The sequence below is a fragment of the Rhodanobacter sp. Root627 genome (assembly GCF_001427835.1).
Taxonomy (GTDB): Bacteria; Pseudomonadota; Gammaproteobacteria; order Xanthomonadales; family Rhodanobacteraceae; genus Rhodanobacter; species Rhodanobacter ginsenosidimutans.
Map to the genome: position 1 here is coordinate 87,900 of NZ_LMGW01000002.1, position 23,204 is coordinate 111,103.

The 23,204-nt window shown below is 65.1% G+C and carries 15 protein-coding genes and 1 tRNA gene; 13 read left to right on the forward strand and 3 right to left on the reverse strand.

Annotation, left to right across the window (positions count from 1 at the left end; translation table 11 throughout):
- Positions 1 to 26: 26 nt before the first annotated feature.
- Both ASD68_RS07825 and phaZ read left to right on the forward strand, forming a co-directional pair.
- Positions 27 to 779: a methyltransferase domain-containing protein gene (locus ASD68_RS07825; protein WP_056605445.1), complete on the forward strand. Its 753-nt coding sequence runs from the start codon at positions 27 to 29 to the stop codon at positions 777 to 779.
- A 91-nt stretch (positions 780 to 870) separates the two neighbouring features.
- The gene (phaZ, locus tag ASD68_RS07830; protein WP_056605448.1) at positions 871 to 2,124 is read left to right on the forward strand and encodes a polyhydroxyalkanoate depolymerase; all 1,254 of its coding nucleotides are present in this window, start codon (positions 871 to 873) and stop codon (positions 2,122 to 2,124) included.
- Positions 2,125 to 2,189: 65 nt separating this feature from the next.
- Here phaZ and ASD68_RS07835 read toward each other — a convergent pair.
- A tRNA-Arg gene (locus ASD68_RS07835) sits at positions 2,190 to 2,266 on the reverse strand.
- A 112-nt stretch (positions 2,267 to 2,378) separates the two neighbouring features.
- Here ASD68_RS07835 and ASD68_RS07840 point away from each other — a divergent pair.
- The 4 genes from ASD68_RS07840 to murB all read left to right on the forward strand — a co-directional run bounded on the left by ASD68_RS07840 (position 2,379) and on the right by murB (position 6,653).
- On the forward strand, positions 2,379 to 3,914 hold the full coding sequence (locus tag ASD68_RS07840; protein WP_056607382.1) for an aldehyde dehydrogenase family protein: 1,536 nt from the start codon (positions 2,379 to 2,381) through the stop codon (positions 3,912 to 3,914).
- A 79-nt stretch (positions 3,915 to 3,993) separates the two neighbouring features.
- Entirely contained in the window at positions 3,994 to 4,290 is a 297-nt protein-coding gene (locus tag ASD68_RS07845) for a DUF4190 domain-containing protein (RefSeq protein ID WP_056081305.1), read from the forward strand.
- A 268-nt stretch (positions 4,291 to 4,558) separates the two neighbouring features.
- Positions 4,559 to 5,596 (forward strand): quinone-dependent dihydroorotate dehydrogenase, encoded by a 1,038-nt coding sequence (locus ASD68_RS07850; protein ID WP_056081308.1) that lies wholly within the window; start codon positions 4,559 to 4,561, stop codon positions 5,594 to 5,596.
- Positions 5,597 to 5,627: 31 nt separating this feature from the next.
- The gene (murB, locus tag ASD68_RS07855; RefSeq protein ID WP_056605451.1) at positions 5,628 to 6,653 is read left to right on the forward strand and encodes a UDP-N-acetylmuramate dehydrogenase; all 1,026 of its coding nucleotides are present in this window, start codon (positions 5,628 to 5,630) and stop codon (positions 6,651 to 6,653) included.
- 290 nt (positions 6,654 to 6,943) lie between these two features.
- Here murB and ASD68_RS07860 read toward each other — a convergent pair whose 3' ends face one another.
- A complete protein-coding gene (locus tag ASD68_RS07860; RefSeq protein WP_056605453.1) occupies positions 6,944 to 8,560 on the reverse strand; it encodes an alpha-glucosidase family protein in 1,617 nt (538 codons plus the stop codon).
- Positions 8,561 to 9,077: 517 nt separating this feature from the next.
- Between ASD68_RS07860 and ASD68_RS07865 the strand changes: the two genes are divergently transcribed.
- The 5 genes from ASD68_RS07865 to ASD68_RS07885 all read left to right on the forward strand — a co-directional run bounded on the left by ASD68_RS07865 (position 9,078) and on the right by ASD68_RS07885 (position 19,022).
- Positions 9,078 to 11,849 (forward strand): TonB-dependent receptor, encoded by a 2,772-nt coding sequence (locus tag ASD68_RS07865; protein WP_056605456.1) that lies wholly within the window; start codon positions 9,078 to 9,080, stop codon positions 11,847 to 11,849.
- Positions 11,850 to 11,999: 150 nt separating this feature from the next.
- Positions 12,000 to 13,565 carry an alpha-amylase family glycosyl hydrolase gene (locus ASD68_RS07870; RefSeq protein ID WP_056605458.1) on the forward strand — a complete coding sequence of 522 codons (1,566 nt, stop codon included), beginning with the start codon at positions 12,000 to 12,002 and terminating at the stop codon, positions 13,563 to 13,565.
- The gene (locus ASD68_RS07875; RefSeq protein WP_200945391.1) at positions 13,565 to 15,736 is read left to right on the forward strand and encodes a Six-hairpin glycosidase-like protein; all 2,172 of its coding nucleotides are present in this window, start codon (positions 13,565 to 13,567) and stop codon (positions 15,734 to 15,736) included. Before ASD68_RS07870 ends, ASD68_RS07875 begins: the two co-directional genes overlap by 1 nt.
- Positions 15,733 to 17,226 carry an MFS transporter gene (locus ASD68_RS07880; protein ID WP_056605461.1) on the forward strand — a complete coding sequence of 498 codons (1,494 nt, stop codon included), beginning with the start codon at positions 15,733 to 15,735 and terminating at the stop codon, positions 17,224 to 17,226. Before ASD68_RS07875 ends, ASD68_RS07880 begins: the two co-directional genes overlap by 4 nt.
- A 131-nt stretch (positions 17,227 to 17,357) precedes the next feature.
- On the forward strand, positions 17,358 to 19,022 hold the full coding sequence (locus ASD68_RS07885) for an alpha-amylase family glycosyl hydrolase (RefSeq protein ID WP_056607386.1): 1,665 nt from the start codon (positions 17,358 to 17,360) through the stop codon (positions 19,020 to 19,022).
- Between the two features lie 266 nt (positions 19,023 to 19,288).
- On the opposite strand, the gene ASD68_RS07890 is transcribed toward ASD68_RS07885, so the two are convergent.
- Positions 19,289 to 20,392: an alkene reductase gene (locus ASD68_RS07890; protein ID WP_056605464.1), complete on the reverse strand. Its 1,104-nt coding sequence runs from the start codon at positions 20,390 to 20,392 to the stop codon at positions 19,289 to 19,291.
- Between the two features lie 166 nt (positions 20,393 to 20,558).
- On the opposite strand from ASD68_RS07890, the gene ASD68_RS07895 reads away from it, so the two are divergent.
- Together ASD68_RS07895 and ASD68_RS07900 are read left to right on the forward strand one after the other, a co-directional pair.
- Entirely contained in the window at positions 20,559 to 21,251 is a 693-nt protein-coding gene (locus ASD68_RS07895; RefSeq protein WP_056605466.1) for a DUF502 domain-containing protein, read from the forward strand.
- A 36-nt stretch (positions 21,252 to 21,287) separates the two neighbouring features.
- On the forward strand, positions 21,288 to 23,099 hold the full coding sequence (locus tag ASD68_RS07900; RefSeq protein ID WP_056605469.1) for a M14 family metallopeptidase: 1,812 nt from the start codon (positions 21,288 to 21,290) through the stop codon (positions 23,097 to 23,099).
- Positions 23,100 to 23,204: the final 105 nt, after the last annotated feature.

Genomic DNA, 23,204 nt, shown 5'->3' on the forward strand with positions numbered 1-23,204 from the left:
CCGCCCGCGCAGGACCCCAACCGCCCATGCCAAGCCCCGCACGCGACAGCCGCAGCAACGATGACCTCATTCGTGCCAACCGCGGCTTCTATGAATCGCTGTGGGCCGACGCGCATCTGATGGAACCGCAACGCTTCAACACCTGGCCACTGGTGCGCGAACTGGTCGCCGCCGCGCCGCGCCGGCTGGAGGTAGCCCCGGGCCTGCGCCCGCGCCTGCCGCTGGAAGACACCTGTTTCATCGACCTCAGCCACGCCGCCCTGCGCCAGTTGCGCCAGCGCGGTGCGAATGCCGCGCACGGCATGATCGGCGCGCTGCCCTGCGCCAATGCCAGCTTCGAACTGGTGTGCGCGCTGGACATCCTGGAGCACGTGGCCGACGACGAAGGCGCGCTGCGCGAACTGGCGCGCGTGGCCGCGCCCGGCGCCACAGTGTTGCTTTCGGTGCCGCTGCATCAGCACGCGTGGACGGCGTTCGATGAATTCGTGGGCCATTGCCGCCGCTACGAGCCGGACCGGATCATGACGCTGCTGGCACAGCACGGCTTCACCATCGAGCAGAGCGCCGTGTACGGCATGCAACCCAAATCCTCGCGCCTGCTGGAGCTGGGCCAATGGTTCCTGGTGCACCGGCGCCAGCGCGCGATGTGGTGGTACAACCGCGTGTTCATGCCGCTGGGCGTGCGCTTCCAGAAGCCGCTGCAGTGGCGCGACGGCATGGGCGACACCGAGGGCGTGGATGAGCTGCTGCTGCGCTGCCGTTTCTCGCCAAGTGATTGATTAGGCAGGCCACCACTGCTTTTGCGGCGACGCAACACCCGGCGCTCAAAAGGGCTAAGATGGCGCCTTTCGTCGCAGGCACACCCGCCCCATGCTTTATCAAATCCACGAATGGCAACGCTCGTTCCTCGGCCCGTTGAGCTACTTCGCGCAGGCCAACGCGCGCATGCTCAATGACCATGCCAGCCCGCTGTCGCAATGGCCGGGCGTGCAGCGGATGGCGGCGGGTTTCGAGCTGATCCACCGGCTGGGCAAGGATTACGAGAAGCCGGAATTCGGCATCCACAGCGCGCTGGCCCACGAGCACGAGATCGCGGTGATCGAACGCGTGGCGTTGGACAAGCCATTTTGCCAGCTGAAGCGCTTCAAGCGTTTCAGCGACGACCCGGCCACCATCGAGAAAATGAAGGCCGACCCGGTGGTGTTGGTGGTGGCGCCGCTGTCCGGCCATCACGCCACGCTGCTGCGCGACACCGTGCGCACGCTGCTGCGCGAGCACAAGGTCTACATCACCGACTGGGTCGACGCGCGCATGGTGCACGCCGAGGCCGGCACGTTCGGGCTCGACGATTACGTGGCGTATATCGAGGAGTTCATCCGCCATATCGGCGCGCGCGAGCTGCACGTGATCTCGGTGTGCCAGCCCACCGTGCCGGTGCTGGCAGCGGTGTCGCTGATGGCCGCGCGCGGCGAGGACACGCCGCTCAGCCTCACCATGATGGGCGGCCCGATCGACCCGCGCCGCAGCCCCACCGGCGTCAACAACCTGGCCACCACGCAGCCGCTGTCGTGGTTCAAGAACAACGTGGTGCAAACCGTGCCGCCGAACTACCCCGGCCACGGCCGCGAGGTCTACCCGGGCTTTCTGCAGCACGCCGGATTCATCGCGATGAATCCCAGCCGGCACCTCAGCTCGCACTGGGACTACTACCAGAACCTGTTGCGCGGCGACCAGGAAGACGCCGCCTCGCACCGCAAGTTCTACGACGAATACAACGCCGTGCTGGACATGCCGGCCGCGTTCTACCTGGACACCATCGCCACCGTGTTCCAGCAGTTCCTGCTGCCGCGCGGCCTGTGGGACGTGGCCGGTGAACGGGTGAACCCGGCGGCGATCAAGCGCAGCGCGCTGCTCACGGTCGAAGGCGAGCTGGACGACATCTCCGGCCTGGGCCAGACCCAGGCGGCGCACGACCTGTGCAGCGGCATCCCCGCGAAACGCCGCGCGCACAAGGTGATCGAGGGAGCCGGTCACTACGGCATCTTCAGCGGCAGGCGCTGGCGCGAAACCGTGTACCCGCAGGTGCGCGACTTCATCCGCAAGTTCGACCGCGCTGCAAAATAATCCGATCGAGGCGGCGCCAGGAACGACGAAGGCCGGCATTGCCGGCCTTCGTCGTTTTGCCTGCGTGGTGCCCTCGAGACGATTCGAACGTCCGACCTGCCCCTTAGGAGGGGGCCGCTCTATCCAGCTGAGCTACGAGGGCGAACGGCAATTTTCGCATGGATTCGCCGAGGCGCGAAGAACGCCAGCGAGAGGCCCGGTAAATGACCACCTGCTAGAATGGTTTCTTTTTAAACCATTCAATGGAGACGCTCATGTCCCATGCGATCCTGAAGTCGCTCGGCCTCGACCAGACCTTGTCCGGCACCTACCTGGGCCAGGGCGAATGGTCGACCACGACCGACGCCGGCACGCTGCAGCCCACCAACCCGGCCACCGGTGAAGTGATCGCCAGCGTGCCCGCCACCAGCGCGGCCGATTACGAAAAGCTGATCGCGCGCGCGCAGGCCGCGTTCAAGATCTGGCGCACCACGCCCGCGCCGCAGCGCGGCGAAGCCGTGCGCCTGTGCGGCGAGGCGTTGCGCAAACACAAGGATGCGCTGGGTTCGCTGGTGGCGCTGGAGATGGGCAAGATCAAGCCCGAGGGCGATGGCGAAGTGCAGGAGATGATCGACATCGCCGACTTTGCCGTGGGCCAGAGCCGCATGCTCTACGGCTACACCATGCATTCGGAACGCCCCGGCCACCGCATGTACGACCAGTACCATCCACTGGGCCTGGTCGGCATCATCAGCGCATTCAACTTCCCCGTCGCGGTGTGGGCGTGGAATGCGATGCTGGCCACCATCGCCGGCGACATCTGCATCTGGAAGCCGTCGCCGAAGACACCGCTGTCGGCGATCGCCACGATCAGGATCTGCAACGAGGCGCTGAAGGCTGGCGGCTTCCCGGACCTGTTCTTCCTGTTCAACGATGCCGGCAGCGAGTTGGCGCAGAAGTTCGTGGATGACCGGCGCATCCCGCTGATCAGCTTCACCGGTTCCACCAAGGTCGGCCGCATGGTCGGCGAGCGCGTGGCCAAGCGCATGGGCCGTTCGCTGCTGGAGCTGGGCGGCAACAACGCCATCATCCTGGACGAGAGCGCCGAGCTGAAGCTGGCGATCCCCGCGATCGTGTTCGGCGCGGTGGGCACCGCCGGCCAGCGCTGCACCAGCACGCGCCGGCTGTTCGTGCACGAGTCGATCCACGACACCGTGGTCGACACGCTGGTGAAGGCGTACAGCCAGGTGGAAGGCAAGATCGGCGATCCCACGCTGGCCACCACCCTGATGGGCCCGCTCAACAGCCCGGACGCGGTACAGGCGTATCTGGCGGCGATCGAGAAGGCCAAGGCCGCGGGCGGCAACGTGCGCAGCGGCGGCAAGGCGCTCACCGATCGCAAGGGCAACTTCGTGCTGCCCACGATCATCACCGGGCTGAAGAACGACGATGAGGTGGTGCAGACTGAAACGTTCGCGCCGATCCTCTACGTGATGCCGTTCAAGACGCTGGACGAGGCGATCGAGTTGCAGAACAGCGTGCCGCAGGGTTTGTCCGCGGCAATCTTCACCCAGAACCTGAAAGCGGCCGAGCAGTACCTGTCGGCGGCCGGCTCCGATTGCGGCATCGCCAACGTCAACATCGGCACCAGCGGCGCGGAAATCGGCGGCGCCTTCGGCGGCGAGAAGGACACTGGCGGCGGGCGCGAATCGGGTTCGGACGCGTGGAAGGTCTACATGCGCCGCCAGACCAATACCATCAACTACTCGGACGCGTTGCCACTGGCGCAGGGCATCAAGTTCGAGTTCTGATGCAGGCGACCTGGCCGCGGCACCCGCCGCGGCCGGCGCCACGCGAGACCGCGTTGTATCCCACAAGAGTGCGCGATCGATGAGCTACCAACCGTCCCACCGCCCCGCTACAAACAGCACGTTGGCGATCGTGAGCCTGGTCTTCGGCATCCTGGCGTGGTGCGTGTTGCCGTTCGTGGGTGCCCTGGTGGCGATCGTCTGCGGGCACATGGCGCGCGCGGACATCCGCCGCGCCAGCGTGGACGCCCCGATCGAAGGCGATGGCCTGGCCATCGCGGGCCTGGTGCTGGGCTACGTGCAAGTGCTGTCCGGCGTGGCGGTGGTCGCCTTCATCCTCGCCATGCTCTTCACCGGCCTGGGCTGGGTGACCTGGTAGCGGCCACGGCATCGGCTGCGCAGATATTGAACGGCTGACCGACCGGCCAGGAGCGGGGGCGGTAGAAACCAAGGGAGCGAGGCGAAGCGCTTTTGCGTCGGGTTTTTCGATCGTTTGAGGAAGATAGCCGTAGCTATCTGACGAGAAGGAGCGGAAAACCCGGCCAAAAGCGCAAAGCCGCAGCCCCTCGCGTTTCTGCCGCCCCCGCTCCCGAGCGCGATAAACTGGCGCGACGACTCCCGCACTTCGCGGACAACCGGTTCGACACATGTACGACTACCTGCGCCCGCTGCTGTTCAAGCTGGATGCCGAAACCGCGCATCGCGCCACCTTGTATGCACTGGGCGTGGCCCAGCGCAGCAACGTCGCGCAGTGGATCGCCAAGCCGCCGGCCGACCTACCGACCACCGCGTTCGGCATCAGTTTCCCCAACCCGGTCGGCCTGGCCGCGGGGCTGGACAAGAACGCCGAGCATCTGGACGCGCTGAACACCCTGGGTTTCGGTTTCATCGAGGTGGGTACGGTGACGCCGCGGCCGCAGTCGGGCAATGAAAAACCGCGCATGTTCCGGCTGCCGCGGCACGAGGCGATCATCAACCGCATGGGCTTCAACAACGAGGGCGTCGATGCGCTGGTGCGCAACGTCCGCGCATCGAGCTACCACGGCGTGCTCGGCATCAACATCGGCAAGAACAAGGACACGCCGAACGAGAAAGCCGCCAGCGATTACCTGTTCTGCCTCACCCGCGTGTACGAGCACGCCAGCTACATCACCATCAATATCTCCTCGCCCAACACGCAAGGCCTGCGCGACCTTCAGCAGGAGGCCACGCTGCGGCGCTTCATCTCGGTATTGCGCGAGGCGCAGGAGCGCCTGGGCGCCCAGCACGGCCAGCGCAAACCGATGCTGCTGAAGATCGCGCCCGATCTGAACGAGGCCGAGCAGGACGCCGTGGCCGAGGTACTGCTGCACACCGGCATCGACGGCGTGATCTGCGGCAACACCACCATCGACCACAGCGCCGTCGCCGACGATCCGCACGGCGACGAGGCGGGCGGGCTTTCCGGCAAACCGCTGTTCGCGCACTCCACCGCGGTGCTGGCCGGCATGCACAAGCGCCTGCAGGGGCGCATTCCGCTGATCGGCGTGGGTGGCATTCTGGACGGCAGTGACGCGGCCGAGAAGCTCGACGCCGGCGCCTCGCTGGTGCAGCTGTATTCGGGGCTGATCTATCGTGGGCCAGCGCTGGTCAACGAATGTGTGGACGAGATCCGCCGCCAGCGCGGGGCCGCGCATGTCGAGTGAACACGGCCGCATGCCAGCGGAGCGGATTGATATGGGCGGCTACACGCTGATCGAAAACGCCCCGTTGGCCAACCGCAACACCTTGCGCGTCGATGCACGGGCCCGGCTGCTGGCCGAGATCCACGACGCCAGCAAGCTGCCCGAGCTGCTCGACTTCCCCGCCGTGCGCAACAGTCGCCTGCTGGTGTTGGGCGAAGGCAGCAACATGCTGTTCACCGGCGACTTCGACGGCACCGTGCTGGCCATGGCCACCCGCGGCGTGCAGGTGGAAAGCGACGGCGACAGCGCCCGTATCGCCGTCGCAGCCGGCGAACGCTGGGACGACTTCGTGCGCTGGACCCTGGGCCAGGGCTACGCCGGATTGGAAAACCTGATCCTTATCCCCGGCACCGTGGGCGCCGCCCCGATCCAGAACATCGGCGCCTACGGCTGCGAAGTGGCCGAATTCGTGGAAAGCGTGGAAGCATGGGACACCCGCGAGCGCTGCGTGGTCACGCTGGATCACGCCACCTGCGCCTTCGGCTACCGCGACTCCCTCTTCAAGCACGAACCCGGCCGCTACATCGTCACCGCCGTACGTTTCCTGCTGCCGCGCAACCGCCCGCTGCGCACGGACTACGCCGGCATCGATGAACAACTGGCGCGGATGGGCGTGGACAAGCCCGCCCCGTTCCACGTCGCCGAAGCCGTCGTGCACCTGCGCACCAAAAAACTGCCCGACCCCGCCGTGATCGGCAACGCCGGCAGCTTCTTCAAGAACCCCATCGTGGACGCCACCACCGCCGCCACCTTGAAACACAACCACCCCGACCTGCCCGCCTGGCCGATGGCCGACGGTCGCTGCAAACTCTCCGCCGCCTGGATGATCGAGCAAGGTGGGTTCAAGGGTCTGCGCGAGGGTGACGCCGGCATTTCCAACCGCCATGCGCTGGTTCTGGTAAACCACGGCCACGCCACCGGCCCGCAGTTGTGGGCATTGGCGCAGCAGGTGATGGATGGCGTGCGCGGGAAATTCGGCGTGCAACTGGAACCGGAGCCGATCGTCATCGGGCCCTGAGTTCCCGTCGAAGCGCGCTTCGCGCGCGATGCTTTGCTCTTCCGCTGTCCTGTGGGATCGACTTCAGTCGCGACGCTTTGCTCTTGGATGTGACTTCAGAGCGAGAGCTTCAGGGCTGCGCGAAAACCGGAAAAGCGTCGCGACTGAAGTCGCTCCCACAAATACCCAAAGCAACAGCAAGAGCATCGCGCACGACCGAAGGAAGCCCCTTGTGACATACACGGAAGCGGCAGGAACGAGGGGCATCTATCGCAAACGACCGGCGCGAAAACCAGCCTGATCGCGAAGACTCACACCACCCGCGCAAACCATGCGCCGTAACCCGGCAAGCGCAACCCATCGCCATGCACCGCACCGGTCAATAACCCGTGGCCTTCCAAGGCGTGCAACGCACCCAAGGCAGGCAACGACACATCGACCGCCGCCTCGCCGAGGTTGAATATCACCAGCACGGTCTCGTCATCGACGCGGCGTGTGAATGCCAGCACCGGTTCGGGCATGTCGATGAAGCTGATTTCGCCCACGCACAACGCCGGCTGCGCCTTGCGCCAGTGCATGAAAGTGCGGAAGCCGTTGAGTACCGAGTGCGGATCGTGTTCCTGCAGCACGACAGCGAGTTCGCGATGTTCCTGCGGCACCGGCAGCCACGGCGTGCCGGCACTGAAGCCGCCGTTGGTTTCGTCGCTCCAGGGCATAGGCGTGCGGCAACCGTCGCGGCCTTTGAACTGCGGCCAGAACGCGATGCCGTAGGGGTCCTGCAACGCCTCGTAGGGCACGTCGACTTCGGTGAGGCCGAGCTCCTCGCCCTGGTAGATGCATACCGAGCCACGCAGCGAACACAGCACCGCCGTGAACAGGTTGGCCAATGACGTCGATGCGTGCCCCCGGCCCCAGCGCGTGATCACCCGCTCCACGTCGTGGTTGGAAATGGCCCAGCAGGGCCAGCCCTGGTCCATCTGCGCTTCCAGCGCCTGCACCGTGTCGCGGATGTAGGTTGCGCTGAAATCGTCGGTGAGCAGCTCGAAGCTGTAGCCCATGTGCAGGCGGCCGGGACGGGTGTATTCAGCCATCGTGGCCAGCGAATCCTCCGATGAGATTTCGCCCAGCGCGGCCACATCCGTATAGCCGTCCATAAGTGCGCGGAGATCGCCGAGGAATTTCAGGTTTTCCGGCTGGGTGTTGTTGTAATGGTGGTACTGGAAGGCGTACGGATTGTCCGGGCTGAAGCCGCGGCCCACGCGCTTTTCCTTCGGCTTGGGCGGGTTGTCGCGCAGTGCGCGGTCGTGGAAGCAGAAGTTGATGGAGTCCAGCCGGAAGCCGTCCACGCCCTTGTCGAGCCAGAAGCGCAGGTTGGCCAACACCGCCGCGCATACATCGGGGTTGTGGAAGTTGAGATCCGGCTGCGAGGCCAGGAAGTTGTGCAGGTAGTACTGCCCGCGGCGCGGCTCCCATTGCCAGGCCGAACCGCCGAACAGCGACAGCCAATTGTTCGGCGCGCTGCCATCGTCCTTCGCGTCCGCCCACACGTACCAGTCCGACTTGGGATTGTCGCGGCTCTCGCGGCTTTCCTTGAACCAGGCATGCTCGTTCGAGGTATGGCTGAGCACCTGGTCGATCATCACCTTCAGCCCCAGCGCATGCGCCTTCGCCAGCAAGGTGTCGAAATCGGCCAGGGTGCCAAACAGCGGGTCGACGTCGCACGGGTCGGCGATGTCGTAGCCGAAATCAGTCATCGGCGAACGGAAGAACGGCGCGATCCAGATCGCGTCCACGCCCAGGCTGGCCACGTAATCGAGCTTGCTGATGATGCCGGGGAGATCGCCCACGCCATCGCCATCGGTGTCCATGAAACTGCGTGGATAAATCTGATAGATGGCGGCTCCGCGCCACCAGGATGCCTCACTCATTCCGCATGTCCCCTTGTTCTTGTGCCGCGGCGCCGACGGATTCGGATCGGCTCGACTGCATGACATGGGGGCAGCTTAATGGCAGCGGGCGATGCTCCATACGAGCGTGCATACGTATTCATTTGCGGCATGTAACGCGTCGCAACACGACGACAAAACGCTCCGGAACATGCCCTGCGTCATCGACGAAAACAGCTTGAAAAAAGCGGTATTTCACACGTGAACATACGTCATCGACCCCTGCCGTGTTAGCGCAAACATTGATGCGAAGCACAAAAATGAATACGTATGCACTACCCGGTTGAACGCGCGTTTCCGCGCCTACCATGGCCCCGCATCGACAAGCCGCATGCAACTCCAAGGGAGTGCGCGGGGGAAAGTCGATCAGTCATCGATACGCGCAACCAATCATAGAAACTGGGGAGGGGGCACCATGGTATTCAAGCGAAACGTACTTGCCTTGGCATTGGCATCCGTCGGCTTTTGCGCTGCATCGAGCAGCTACGCAACGCCGCAAGTGAATGATGGCAACGACCAGGCAACGCAGACGGCCGCGTCCAGTGACGTAGCCACCGCCAAGGCCAAAGCGCAGGCGAAGGAAGACCAGCACGTCAAGAACATGAGCACGATCACGGTGACCGGCTTCAGCCGCAGCATCGAGACCTCGATCGACGTGAAGCGCTACGCCGACACCGTGGTGGACGTGGTGACGGCGGCGGACATCGGCGGCCTGCCCGACGTTTCCATCTCCGATGCACTGACCCGCCTGCCCGGCATCTCGGCCGAGCGCATCAACGGCGAAGCCAGTGCGATCAATATCCGCGGCATGTCCGGCGGTTTCGTGGAAACCACCTTGAACGGCCGTGAGCAGGGCGCCACCAGCGGCAGCCGCGTGATCCAGTTCGACCAGTACCCGTCGGAGATGATCAGCCAGGCGACGGTTTACAAGTCGCCCAAGGCCTCGTTGATCGAGGGCGGCGTGGCCGGCACCGTGGCGATGGAAACCGCCAACCCGCTGGAGAACTCCAAACAGTATTCGGCCGTGTTCAACCTGCGCGGCAGCTACAACGACCGCGGCAACGAAACCGACGGCGCCAACCCGCGCGGCTATCGCGCCAGCGCATCGTTCCAGGGCAAGTTCCTCAACAACACGCTGGGCCTGGGCCTGGGCGTGGCGCAGATGTACCAGCCGCACGTAGCCGACCAGTTCAACGGCCTGGCCTACAACGGCTCCAAGGACGTCGACGGCGACGGCGTCAACGACTACACCAGCGAAGGTTTCGAGATGCAGCAGAACGGCGGCTCGGCACGTCGCAACGGCTACATGGCCGTGGCGGTGTGGGAGCCCAGCGATTCGTTCACGCTGAAAGCGGACGGCTTCTACTCGCATTTCGACGCCACCAACTTCGGCCGCGGCTTCCGCGTGAAGACGCTGTCCAACGGCATCATCACCAACCCGCACCTGCAGCCGGATGGCCAGGTCACCGGCGGCACCGTCACCAGCGACCCGTCCAATCCGTACTACACCATCCAGACCACCAACGACGACGACAGCACGGTCACCAGCGTATTGTCCGGTGGCTTGAACGCGACATGGAGGACCGGCTCGTGGACCATCGCCGGTGACGTGGGCATGTCGCGCGCCAAGAGCGACATGACCAACGCGGTGTCATGGACATTGCCGTTCAACGGGCTCGGCACCGACAGCCCCACGGTGGCCAACGACCTTTCGGCCACCTATCAGCTGAAGAACCTCAACATCCCGGACGTCAGCTTCAACCGCGATCTCACCGATCGCAACCAGATGGCCCTGGCCAAGGTCGGCGTCTATCCGTACATCTACGAGGACACCACGAAGGCGGCGAAGCTGGACGTCCAGTACGACCTGTTCAACAACTCGGTCATATCCGCGATCCAGGCCGGCGCCCGCTATTCAGAGCGCCGCTACGAAGCGGACCGCGCCATCTGGGAATACGGCAACGACTTCGGCCAGTACGCCAACGGCCAGGTGCCGCTGGCCTTGAACGATGGCAACTCGCACACCGCCTGCTTCAAGGGCAACCTCTCGGGCTTCCCCTGCTTCCTCTCGGTCAACAGCCTGGCCGTGCTGGAAGAGAACGGCATCACGCCCACCCCGACCCGGCAGTGGGCCAACGACTGGACCCAGATCCAGAGCGCCACCGTCAGCGAAAACGTGCTGGCCGCCTACGTGATGGCCGACGTGGACACGATGATCGGCGACCACAACCTCACCGGTAACTTCGGCGTGCGCATGGTGCGCAGCTCGCAGTACAGCGAGGGCCTGCAGAACATCGGCGACGGCAGCGCACCGCCGCTCACCGACGGCCTGGGCGTGGTCAGCACCAACTACCTGATGGTGCGCCGTGGCAAGAAATACACCGACTACCTGCCCTCGCTGAACCTCAACTACCACTTCGACGACGCCAACCAGTTGCGCTTTGCCGCGGCCAAGGTGATGTCGCGCCCGCCGCTGAACAAGCTGATGGCCGGCGGCGGTTCGTGGATCGACGGCAACAAGTACAACATGTGGGGCAACACCAGCCCGTTCCTCGACCCGTTCTATGCCAAGGCGTATGACCTGTCGTTCGAGCACTACATGGACGACAACGGCGGCGCCATCGCAGCGGCACTGTTCTACAAGAAGATCGATTCGTTCATCGAAGACCGCACCATCGATCCGTTCGACTTCGCCGGCGCGGGCATCCAGGTGCCAATCAACCCCACCACCGGCGCGCCGTACGAGAACGGCCAGTACCAGACGGCGGTGAACAACGACAAGGGCGGCTACGTCCGCGGCATCGAGCTGGACTACTCCAAGGTGTTCAAGTCGTTGCCCGGCGCATGGTCCGGGCTGGGCTTCACCGGCAGCTTCGCCTACTCGCAGAGCAAGGTGACGGAAACCTCCACACTGGGCGGCACGCCGGTCCAGATCGGCCTGCCCGGCCTGTCGCCGCGGGTGATCAACGGCACGCTGTTCTACGGCCATAAGGGCTTCGACACACGCCTTTCCGCGCGCTATCGCGACCGCTTCGTTTCCAACCAGATGTCCGAAGACAGCCAGACGGTCTACTACGCGCCGGAAACCGTGGTCGATTACCAGGCCTCCTACGCGTTCCAGTCCGGCAACCTGAAAGGCCTGAGCCTGCTGTTCCAGGTCAGCAACCTCACCGACCAGCCGACCCGCACCTACTTCGGCAGCGAAGACCTGACCGGCACCTTGCAGTGGTTTGGCCGCCAGTACTACGTGGGCTTCACCTACGCGCTTTAATCGATGGATCACGGGCGCCGCGCAAGCGGCGCCCGGCAGTTTTCCTCTTCAGCCCGGACCGGTCGCACGCTGGATCCGGGCTTTTTTTCGACAGGCCGCACCGCGCATCATGCGTAGCTGCCGTCCACCCGCACTCCATGGGGAACGTCCATGTTCTGGCGACAGTCCGTACTCAGCTGCACCACCACGCTTTTCGCCGCGCTGGCACTTGGCCTTGCCGGCAACGTCGTTGCGGCCACGCCCACGACAACCAGCCACACACCCGCAACCCGCGCGGCGTCGTCGGATGTCTGGTACGAGATCTTCGTACGCAGCTGGGTCGACACCAACGGTGATGGCATCGGCGATCTCAATGGCGTCACCGCCAAACTCGACTACCTGCAATCGCTGGGCGTCAGTGGTATCTGGCTGATGCCGATCAACCCCTCGCCCAGCAACCACGGCTATGACGTCACCGATTACTACGGCATCAACCCGCAATACGGCAACATGCAGGACTTCGAAAAGCTGCTGGCGGAGGCGCACAAGCGCGGCATCAAGGTCATCATGGATCTGGTGATGAACCACTCCAGCGACCAGCACCCGTGGTTCCGCGCCGCACTGGACCCGGCCAGCAAATACCGCAGCTGGTACCAGTGGTCGCAGCCCGGCACCGACCTCGACGCGATCAGCGCCACCGGCACGCCGGCGTGGCACGCGCGGGGCAAACAGCATTACCTGGGTGTGTTCACCGGCGCCATGCCGGATCTCGATTTCGACAACCCCGCCGTGCGCCAGGAGATGATCCGCATCGGCCACTATTGGCTGGAAAAAGGCGTGGACGGTTTCCGCGTGGACGCCGTGCAGCATGTCTATCTCGACTTCAAGGCGGATACCGACAACCCGCAGATACTGGCGAAAAACATCGCATGGCTGACGCAGTTCCGCGCCGGCATGGATGCGGTCAATCCGCACGCCTATATCGTGGGTGAGGTCACCCAGCCGTCGGCGGAAAAGCTGGCGCCGTATTTCAAGCCACTCAGCGCCGTGTTCGATTTTCCGCTGGCTGAAAAATTGATCGACAGTGCGCGGCAGGAACGCAACGATGGCCTGGATCAATTGCTGGCCCACATCGACAACACGTACCGCGCCACCACCGGCCGCTCGGGTGTCGATGCACCCTTCCTTTCCAACCACGACCAGAACCGCGTGATGAGTCAGCTCGACGGCAACGCGCAGCACATGCGCATGGCCGCCGCGATGCTGCTGACCCTGCCCGGCGAACCGTTCATCTATTACGGCGAGGAAATCGGGATGCGCGGGCAGAAACCCGATCCCGACATCCGCACGCCGATGCGCTGGAATCGCGCCACCCACGCGTCCGGCGAAACCACCTGGCGCGCCGGCCACGACGCCCCCGCCATCTCGGTGGAAGCGCAACACGGCGACCCGGATTCCCTGCTGAATTTCTACACCCGCCTGATCCACTGGCGCAGCCAGGTCAGCGCGCTGCGCGGTGGCCGGCTCACGCCGTACAACGTGGACAACAAGCAAGTGGTCGCCTACCGTCTCGACGACGCCAGCAGCCATGTGCTGGTGACGCACAACCTTTCCGGCACGCCGCAAACGATCACGCCAGACAAGACGCGCAACGTGCTGCTGCAAAGCAAACCTGGCGTGGCACTGCAGGATGGCGTCCTGCACCTGCCGGCCTACAGCACGGCCGTGCTGCAATGATGGTGCTGGCCACTGCCCTGGCGATGGCGCTGTCGGGCGCCGCGGCGCCCGCGGCCGACAGTATCGAATGGCAGCAGCGTCGGGCCAGCATGAGCATCGCCGGTGACGGCTTCGTACTGCACGCCCCTGGTGGCGATCGCCACATCCCGACGCAACCGTTGGCCACCCATACCGGCAGCCCGTTGTTCGACGGCCTGTTCGCGATGGCGCTGGATGACTTGCACAAGAACTCGGTGGCGGCGATCCGCGACGACGCGTTCGACCACGGCCAGTCGATGCCTTGCCCCTGTTTCGAGACGGGCGAGAAATGGCATTACGTGTGGACGCGCGACCTGTCTTACGCGGTCGACCTGGGTCTGTGGCGGATCGACCCGGCGCGGGCGAAAGCCTCGCTGCTGTTCAAGCTGTCCGACGTGCGCGAACCCGCCGCGCCGCCGGGCCTGTACCCGATGCAGGACACCGGCTCGGGCGGCAGCTGGCCGATCAGCACTGATCGCGTGGTGTGGTTCCTGGGCGCGCGGCATCTGCTGGGCGACCCGGCGTTTGCCGACAAGGTGTATCGCGCGCTCACCGACACGCTGGCGCAGGATCAACACTATGTATTCGACGCCGCGATGGGGCTTTATCGCGGTGAGACCTCGTTCCTCGACTGGCGCGAGCAGAGCTACCCCGGCTGGACGGCGAACGACGTGCGCTTCATCGCGCAGTCCTATGCGTTGTCCACCAATGTGCTGTATTACGAGGCGCTGCAATTGGCCGTCCAGATGGCCGAACGCCGTCACGACCCGAAGGCGGCCGATTACCGTGCCCGCGCCGGCGCCTTGAAAGCCGCCATCAACACCCACTTCTGGCGCAGCGACCGCGGCTTGTACATGAGCTACATCGGCAATGACGGCATGCCGATCGAGGCCTACGACCTGCTGGGCACCTCGCTGGCGATCACCAGCGGCGTGGCCGATGCCGATCGCGCCCGCCAGGCACTGACCAACTACCCCGCCTATCCGGCCGGCAGCCCGGTGATCTGGCCCGAGCGGGCGGATCAGCCGATCTACCACAACCGCGCGATCTGGCCGTTCGTCAGCGCCTATGCCCTGCGCGCCGCGCGGGCGGTGAACGACGCCGGGCGCATCGCGCACGAGTTGCGCTCGCTGCTGCGCGGCGCCGCGCTGAGCGGCTCCAACATGGAGAACTTCGAACTGCTGAGCCAGCGCGTACATGTGGAAGACGGCAAGCTCAGCGGCCCGGTGGTCAACTCGCCGCGCCAGCTGTGGTCGGTGGGCGGTTACCTGGACATGGTGATCGAAGGCGTTTTCGGCCTCGGCGCCGATGGCCGCATCGCGCCGAAGCTGCCCGCCTCCCTGCTGCCGATGCTGTTTGGTGACCACGAGCGCATCAGCCTGCAGTTGCGCGACCAGCACATCACCTTGCAGCGACCGGCCTCGGTAAACGGCAACCTGCTGGTGGCCGGTGACATTGAACAGCACGGCAACGAGACGGTGGTGACGCTGAAGGCGATCCACGTCGATACGACACCGCTGCGGCTGGACGCACCGTTGTTTGCGCCGGCCACGCCGGCGGCGCCGCAAGCCACTCGCGCCGGGAATGACTGGAAAATCAGCTTCAGCGGGCACGGCCAGCTGTATGTGGATGGCAAGGCCGCCGGTGCCATCGACGGCCAACGCCTGGTTCCCGCCAGCGCCGCACAGCAATGTTTTTCCGTCACCCGCCGCGCCGGCGAACTCGAATCCCTGCCCAGCCCCGCCACCTGCGTCGGCCCGGCGCAGCGCCTTGCCGGCACCTGGCCACGCACGTGGACAGCGCCCGTCAGCGGCCGCTTCCAGGCCACCTTGATCTACGCCAACGATCACGGCCCGATCAACACCGGCATCACCGCCGCGGTGAAAAACCTGGTCATCGCGTGCAAGGGTGCGCCGGTGCAGACAAGGCCCCTGGTGATGCCGCACAGTGTCGGCATGCAGCCATCCACCGATGTCACGTTCGACGCGTCCGCGGGCGCGCCTTGCAGCTTTTCGATCAGCCAGGGGTTCAACATGAGTTTCCTGCGCAGCTTCGCCCACTACACCGGCGGGCAAGGTGGCATCGAGGGACCCTTGAATGAAGCACGCATCGGCGATCTGCTTGTCGCACCGTTGACCAGGGCCACACCATGAGCAAAAAACCCGAGCTGTCGTTCTGGCAGATATGGAACATGTGCTTCGGTTTCCTGGGCATCCAGTTCGGCTTTGCGCTGCAAAACGCCAACGTCAGCCGCATCTTCCAGACGCTGGGCGCGGACGTCACCGACATACCCGCGTTGTGGATCGCCGCGCCGCTGACCGGTTTGCTGGTGCAGCCCATCGTGGGTTACTGGTCCGACCGTACCTGGAACCGGCTGGGGCGGCGGCGACCGTATTTCCTGGCCGGTGCGGTGCTGGCCACGCTGGCCCTGCTGGCGATGCCCAACTCGCCTGCACTGTGGATGGCCGCGGGCCTGCTGTGGGTACTGGACGCGTCGATCAACATCTCGATGGAACCGTTCCGCGCGTTCGTGGGCGACCAGTTGCCGCCGCGCCAGCGGCCGCTGGGTTACGCGATGCAGAGCTTCTTCATCGGCCTCGGCGCCATCGTCGCCTCGGCCCTGCCGTGGCTGCTGGCGCATGCCGGCGTGGACAACGTGGGCGCCGCCGGCGTGATCCCCGATACGGTGAAATACGCGTTCTACATCGGCGGTGCGGTGCTGCTCTGCTCGGTGTTGTGGACGGTGCTTTTCACCCGCGAATATCCGCCGGAGACCTTGCTGGGTTTCGAGCAGGGTGACGAGCACGCCGCCGCCGTGACGGAAGCCGTCATCGACCGCCACGCCGCATGGCGCAATGCCGCGATCTGGTGTTCGGCAGGCATCGTCGGCGCGCTGCTGATCAGCCATTACAACCTCGAACGCGACCTGTATATCCTGGCCGGCAGCCTGATCGCATACGGCCTGGCGCAGGCATGGCTAGGCCGCTCGCGCGGCGACGGCATGCTCACCCAGGTGCTGCGCGACCTGCACCACATGCCCGACGCGATGCGTCGGCTGGCCTGGGTGCAGTTTTTCTCCTGGTTCGCGCTGTTCGCGATGTGGATCTACACCACCGCGGCCGTCACCGAAGTGCATTTCGGCAGCACCGATCCCCACTCCACCGCCTACAACGACGGCGCCAACTGGGTCGGCGTGCTGTTTGCCGCCTACAACGGTTTTGCCGCGCTGGCCGCACTGGTGATTCCGCTGATGGTGCGCCGCTGGGGGCTGCGCATCAGCCACCTGCTGAACCTTTGGATAGGTGGCGTTGCGCTGCTCTCGTTCCTGTTCATCCTCGACCCGCAGTGGCTGCTGCTGTCGATGGTGGGCGTGGGTTTCGCCTGGGCCTCGATCCTGTCGCTGCCGTATGCGCTGCTGTCGGACAACCTGCCCGCCGCGAAGATGGGCGTCTACATGGGCATCTTCAATTTCTTCATCGTGATACCGCAGTTGCTGGCCGCCAGCGTGCTGGGCATGGCGCTGAAAACCTTCTTCCACAGCCAGCCGATCTGGGCGTTGGCTCTGGGTGGCGTCAGTCTGATGGTCGCCGGCCTTTTCACCTTGCGGGTGCAAGAGCCACAGGCCGCATCAATTTCGCGCTAGCACCCCAACTGTAGGAGCGACTTCAGTCGCGATGCTCTCGGGGTCGAACGCAAAGGCATCGCGGCTGAAGCCGCTCCTACAAGGGCCTCGACCGCTATGCCGCACAGGACACCAACATGCTTTGCAAAACCATGCTCCCCATCCTCGCGACGATGCTGGCCACCAGCGCAGCGCAAGCCAGTACCCCACCCGACTTCTACGGCACCGATGCCCCCTTCGCCGCCGACGCGATCTACTTCGTGATGACCGACCGCTTCGTCAACGGCGACCCCGCCAACGACCAGCGCCACCAGGGCGGCGCGCACCCCACGTTCAACATCCCCGTGGCGGGTGCGCCCGATGGCCGCAGCGCGAACATCGGCTACCTCGGCGGCGACTTCAAGGGCGTGCTGGACAACGCCGGCTATATCCGCGGCATGGGCTTCGGCGCGGTGTGGATCACGCCGATCGTGGACAACCCCAACGAGGCGTTCACCGGCGGCGATCCGGTGCAATGGGCGTCCAAGTTCACCGACCGCGGCAAGACCGGTTTCCACGGCTACTGGGGCGTCAACTTCTACAAGCTCGACGAACACCTGCCCAGCAAGAACCTGGACTTCGCCCAGTTCACCGCGGGCATGCGCACTCAGGGCTTGAAGACCGTGCTGGACATCGTCGCCAACCACGGCTCACCCGCTTTCACCATGCCGACAGCGCAGCCGATGTTCGGGCAGATCTACGACAACAGCGGCACGCTGATCGCCGACCAGCAGAACCTGCCGCCGTACCAACTCGATCCGGTGCGCAACCCGCTGCACCGCTTCTATCACGCGTACGACGACCTGGTGCAGCTGTCCAACATCGACGACGCCAACCCGGCCGTGCTCGACTACTTCGTTGGCGCGTACGAACAATGGATCGAACGTGGCGCCGACGCTTTCCGCATCGACACCATCAGCCACATGCCCACCGCGTTCTGGCAACAGTTCGCCCAGCGCATCCGCGCGAAACACCCGGGCTTCTTCATGTACGGCGAAGCCTTCGACTACAGCCCCGACAACATCGGCAAATACACCTGGCCCGAAAACGGCGGCATCAGCCTGCTGGACTTTCCGTTGCGCGGTCGCATCGCCGAGTTGTTCGAGCATCCCGACAGCGACTACGCCAGCGTGCTCGACCGCCTCTACCTCACCAACGGCCCCTACGCCAATCCGTATGAGCTGGTGACCTTCTACGACAACCACGACATGGCCCGAATGAACGCCAGCGACAACGGCTTCATCGACGCCAACAACCTGCTGTTCACCGCGCGCGGCATCCCGGCCATCTACTACGGCTCGGAAACCGGCTTCGAGCGCGGCCGCGCCGAACACGAAGGCAACCGCAACTACTACGGCCAACCCCGTATCGACGCCGCCCCCGCGAGCCCCATCTACCAGCACCTGAAACGCATCGCCCAGCTGCGCCAGCAAACCATCGCCCTGCAACGCGGCCTGATGCTGCCCCTGCACTTCGCCGGCGACAAAGCCGCGTTCTACCGTGTCTACCAGCACAAGGGCGTGCATCAACTGGCCCTGGTACTGCTCAACAAAGGCGACCAGCCGGCAAGCTTCAACGTCAGCGAAAAACTGCAGCCCGGCCATTGGAAACCCGCATTCGGCGGCAGCCCCATCGACGTATCCGACGGCGGCAACCTGCAAACAACCGTAGCCCCGCACGACGTACAGGTCTACCTGCTCGACGCACCCGCCACCCGTCCTGATCTAGTTGCCGAGCTGGCCCGATTGATGCGCGAGTGTGGGCATCCGCGACAGTAGAGATGTTGACGCCCAACCCGTCATTCCGATGCACTGGTTTCAACAACAACGCCGATCGAGTCGCAACTCGGTCTATTGAGGGCCAGCCGGGTCACTGGATCCCAGCTTTCGCTGGGATGACGGCGGTTCGTTACGTGCGGGCGCGTGCCGAGCGTCGAAGGCGGTCGAAAGCTCTGGCTCCGAGTCAATGCCGAACCACAAAGCGTCGCGACTGAAGTCGCTCCCGCAGTTTGCTGTTTGGCTATCGCGTCCGTGCCGCAACCCGATCAATCCAGCGTCGGATAATCCGTATAGCCCTGCGCGCCACCGCCGTAGAACGTCTTCTGGTCGGGCGCATTGAGCGACGCGTTTTCGCGCAGCCGGCGTGGCAGGTCGGGGTTGGCCAGGAAGGGGACGCCGAACGCCACCAGGTCGGCCTTGCCGTTGGCCACCGCGTCGATGGCCATGTCGCGGTCGTAGCCGTTGTTGACGATCCAGGCGCCGCGGAACGGCTTGCGCATGGCGGCGTAGTCGAACGGTTGCGGGTGACGATTGCCGCCAGTTTCGCCTTCGATCACATGGATATACGCCAAGTCCAGCGTGGCCAGGCGCTCGACGGCGCGGTTGAACAGGGCCTGCGGATTACTGTCGGCGATGTCGCCGGCCGGGGTCAGCGGCGACAAGCGCACGCCGGTGCGGCCGGGGCCGACTTCGCGGGCTACCGCCTCGCACACTTCGAACAGCAGCCGCGTGCGGTTCTCGATACTGCCGCCGTAGGCATCGGTGCGATGGTTGCTCCTGTCGCGCAGGAACTGATCGATCAGGTAACCGTTGGCGCCATGCACCTCGACCGCATCGAAGCCGGCTTCGCGCGCGTTGGCGGCGGCCTGGCGATAGCTGTCGATGATGCGCGGGATTTCATCCAGCGCCAGCGCGCGCGGCGCGGACACGTCGACGAAACCCTCGGCAATGAAGGTCTTGGCGTCGGCCTGGATGGCCGACGGTGCCACCGGCGCCTGGCCGTCCGGTTGCAGCGATACGTGGGAAATGCGACCCACGTGCCACAACTGCAGCGCGATGCGCCCGCCCTTGGCGTGCACCGCGTCGGTGACCTTCTTCCAGCCGGCGATCTGTTCGGGCGAATGGATGCCCGGCGTGGCGATGTAGCCCTGGCCTTCGGGGCTGATCTGGGTGGCTTCGGCGATGATCAGCCCGGCGCCGGCACGTTGCGCGTAATAGGTGGCGTTGAGTTCGGTGGGCACGTTGCCGGCGCTGGCGCGGTTGCGGGTCAGCGGCGCCATCGCCACGCGGTTGGGCAGGTTCAGGTCACCGACCTGGATCGGCTGGAACAGGACTTCGGCATCGGATGGGCCGGCGTGGGAAGAGCTCATGGGATTTCCTTGTGGGTCGAAGAGCGGGCAGGCGCGCGTGGGGAACGCGCATCCTGCCCGAGGCCATGTTTGCGTTTCATGAGCGCCGGCCACATCGCCGCCGGGTGGTGACCGTTACCGCGGACAGCGTCCACTACAATGGCCGCTTTCCGCACCGATCATTCCCATGCCGCCGCTGCGCCTGAAACGCTACCTGCTGACCGGCTTGCTCACGTTCATCCCATTGTGGGTGACGTGGCTGGTATTCAAGTTTGTGCTGGGTGTGCTGGTGGACATCGGCGCGCCGCTGGTGGGCGCGTTGCTGGGTGCGCTGGCGCTGGTGGCGCCGCGCACGGCCGCCGTGCTGGGCAGCGCGTGGAGTACGTACATCGTGGCGCTGCTGATCACATTGGGCGCCTTGTACCTGCTGGGCGCACTGGCCAACCGGGTGATCGGGCAGCGCGTGATCGGCGCGTTCGACGGTGTGCTGGCGCGCATCCCGGTGGTGCAGACCATCTACGGCGGCACCAAGAAGTTGATGGCGGTGCTGCAGAACAAACCCTCCGGCGTGCAGCGCGTGGTGCTGGTGGAATTTCCGCGGCGCGGCATGCGGGTGGTCGGCTTCGTCACCCGGGTGATGATCGAGGAAGACAGCGGACGCGAGATGGCGGCAGTGTTCATCCCCACCACGCCCAACCCCACCGGCGGTTATCTGGAAGTGGTGCCACTGGCCGAGCTGACGCCCACCGACTGGACGATGGATCAGGCCATGGCGTTCATCATCTCCGGTGGCGCGGTGGCGCCCGATACACTGCCGGCCCTTTGTGGGAGCGACTTCAGTCGCGATGCTCTTGCGGCAACCGAAAAGCATCGCGACTGAAGTCGCTCCCACAAATATCCCCACACAGGAGCTCCCATGCATCGATGGCTGCTGATTCCCCTGCTGGGCCTTGCGACCCTCACCGTCCACGCCGCCGACTGGACCACGCCGGCCGAGGCGGCGCAGTTCCGTACCACGCCCAGCTATGCCGACACGCTGGCGTATCTGCAGAAGCTGCAGAAGGCGGCGCCGGGCATGATCCATCTGGAAACGTTCGGCACCACGCCCGAAGGCCGGCCGATGACGGTGGTGATCGCCAGCGGTGGCGGCACGTTCGATCCGGCCGCCGCGCGCGCGGCGCACAAGCCGGTGGTGCTGGTGCAGGCCGGCATTCATCCCGGCGAGATCGAGGGCAAGGATGCGGGGCTGATGCTGCTGCGCGATATCGCGGTCACCGGCAAATACCCGCACCTGCTCGATGACCTGGTGCTGGTGTACATCCCGGTGTTCAGCGTGGACGGCCACGAGAATTCCAGCCCCTACCATCGCATCAACCAGAACGGCCCCGCGTCGATGGGTTTCCGCGGCCAGTCGCAGTACCTCAACCTCAACCGCGACTACATCAAGGCCGACGCGCCGGAGATGCGCGCGTGGCTGAAGCTGTGGCAGGCGTGGCTGCCCGATTTCCTGATCGACGTGCACACCACCGACGGCGCCGATTACCAGTACGACCTCACCTGGTACACCGAGGACCCGCACAAACTCGACCCTGCCGTGAGCGCCTGGCAGCACGACGCCATCGTCAACCACGCCATGCCGGCATACGAGCAACGCGGCCATCTGGCCTCCAGCTACCTGGAGTTCAAGGACGGCCGCGACCCGCTCAAGGGCCTGGAGAACTTCGGCTCCGGCCCGCGCTTTTCCACCGGCTACGCGGCGCTGCAAAACCGCCCCGCGCTGCTGATCGAAACCCACATGCTGAAGCCGTACGCGAATCGCGTGCGCGCCACCTACGACATCGTGGAACTGATGCTGGAACAGATCGGCGCACACCCCGCCGCCCTGCTCGCTGCCACCGCCAAAGCGGATGCCGACACCATCGCCCGCGCCCACGCTGCAAAGGCGAGTGTGCCGCTGACCTTCAAGCTTGATCCCCAACCCACGAAGTTGGAACTGAAGGGCTACGCGTTCACCCGCAGCCACAGCGACATCTCCAACAGCGAGTGGATCCGCTACGACCCCAGCCGCCCAAAAACGTACACCATCGACAACTGGAACTGGCTGCTGCCCGACCTGTCCATCACGCCGCCCGCCGCCTACGTGGTGCCCGCGCAGTGGACGGTGATCATCGACCGGCTGGACGCGCACGGCATCCATTACCGGCGCACCACGCAGCCGCTGACGATGCATGCCGAGGGCTATCAGCTGGACGAACCGCGCTGGGCCGACAAGCCGTTCGAAGGCCACCTGATGCTGCGCGACTTCCGCTTGCGTGCGTTGCCGCGCGAGGTGCGCCTGCCCGCCGGCTCGGTGATCGTGCCGATGGATCAGCGCGCCGCCAACGTGGCGATCAACCTGCTCGAACCACAGGCGCCGGACTCGCTGCTGCGCTGGGGCTATCTCGACGCCATCTTCGAGGCCAAGGAATACGGCGAGCCGCGCGTGGTCGAGAAACTTGCCCGCGAGATGCTGGCGAAAAGCCCGGCGTTGAAAGCCGAATTCCAGCGCAAGCTGCACGACGATCCAGCCTTCGCTGGCGACAGCCGCGCGCGGCTGGCCTTCTTCTACGAACGCTCGCCCTGGTACGCCGCGCAAGACGTAGGCGCCTACCCGGTGCTGCGCCTGGACGCCGCGCAGTGGCGGTCGTTGTCGGCACAGGATGAAACGGTTGACGGCGCCCGCCACTGAGGCCCCGGCCGGCGGCCATACCCCTTACCTTTGACACTGTGCCCACCATGACGATTGACCTAGCTTGGCTCGTCATTGTCGCAGCCTGTGTCCGACCCACCATCA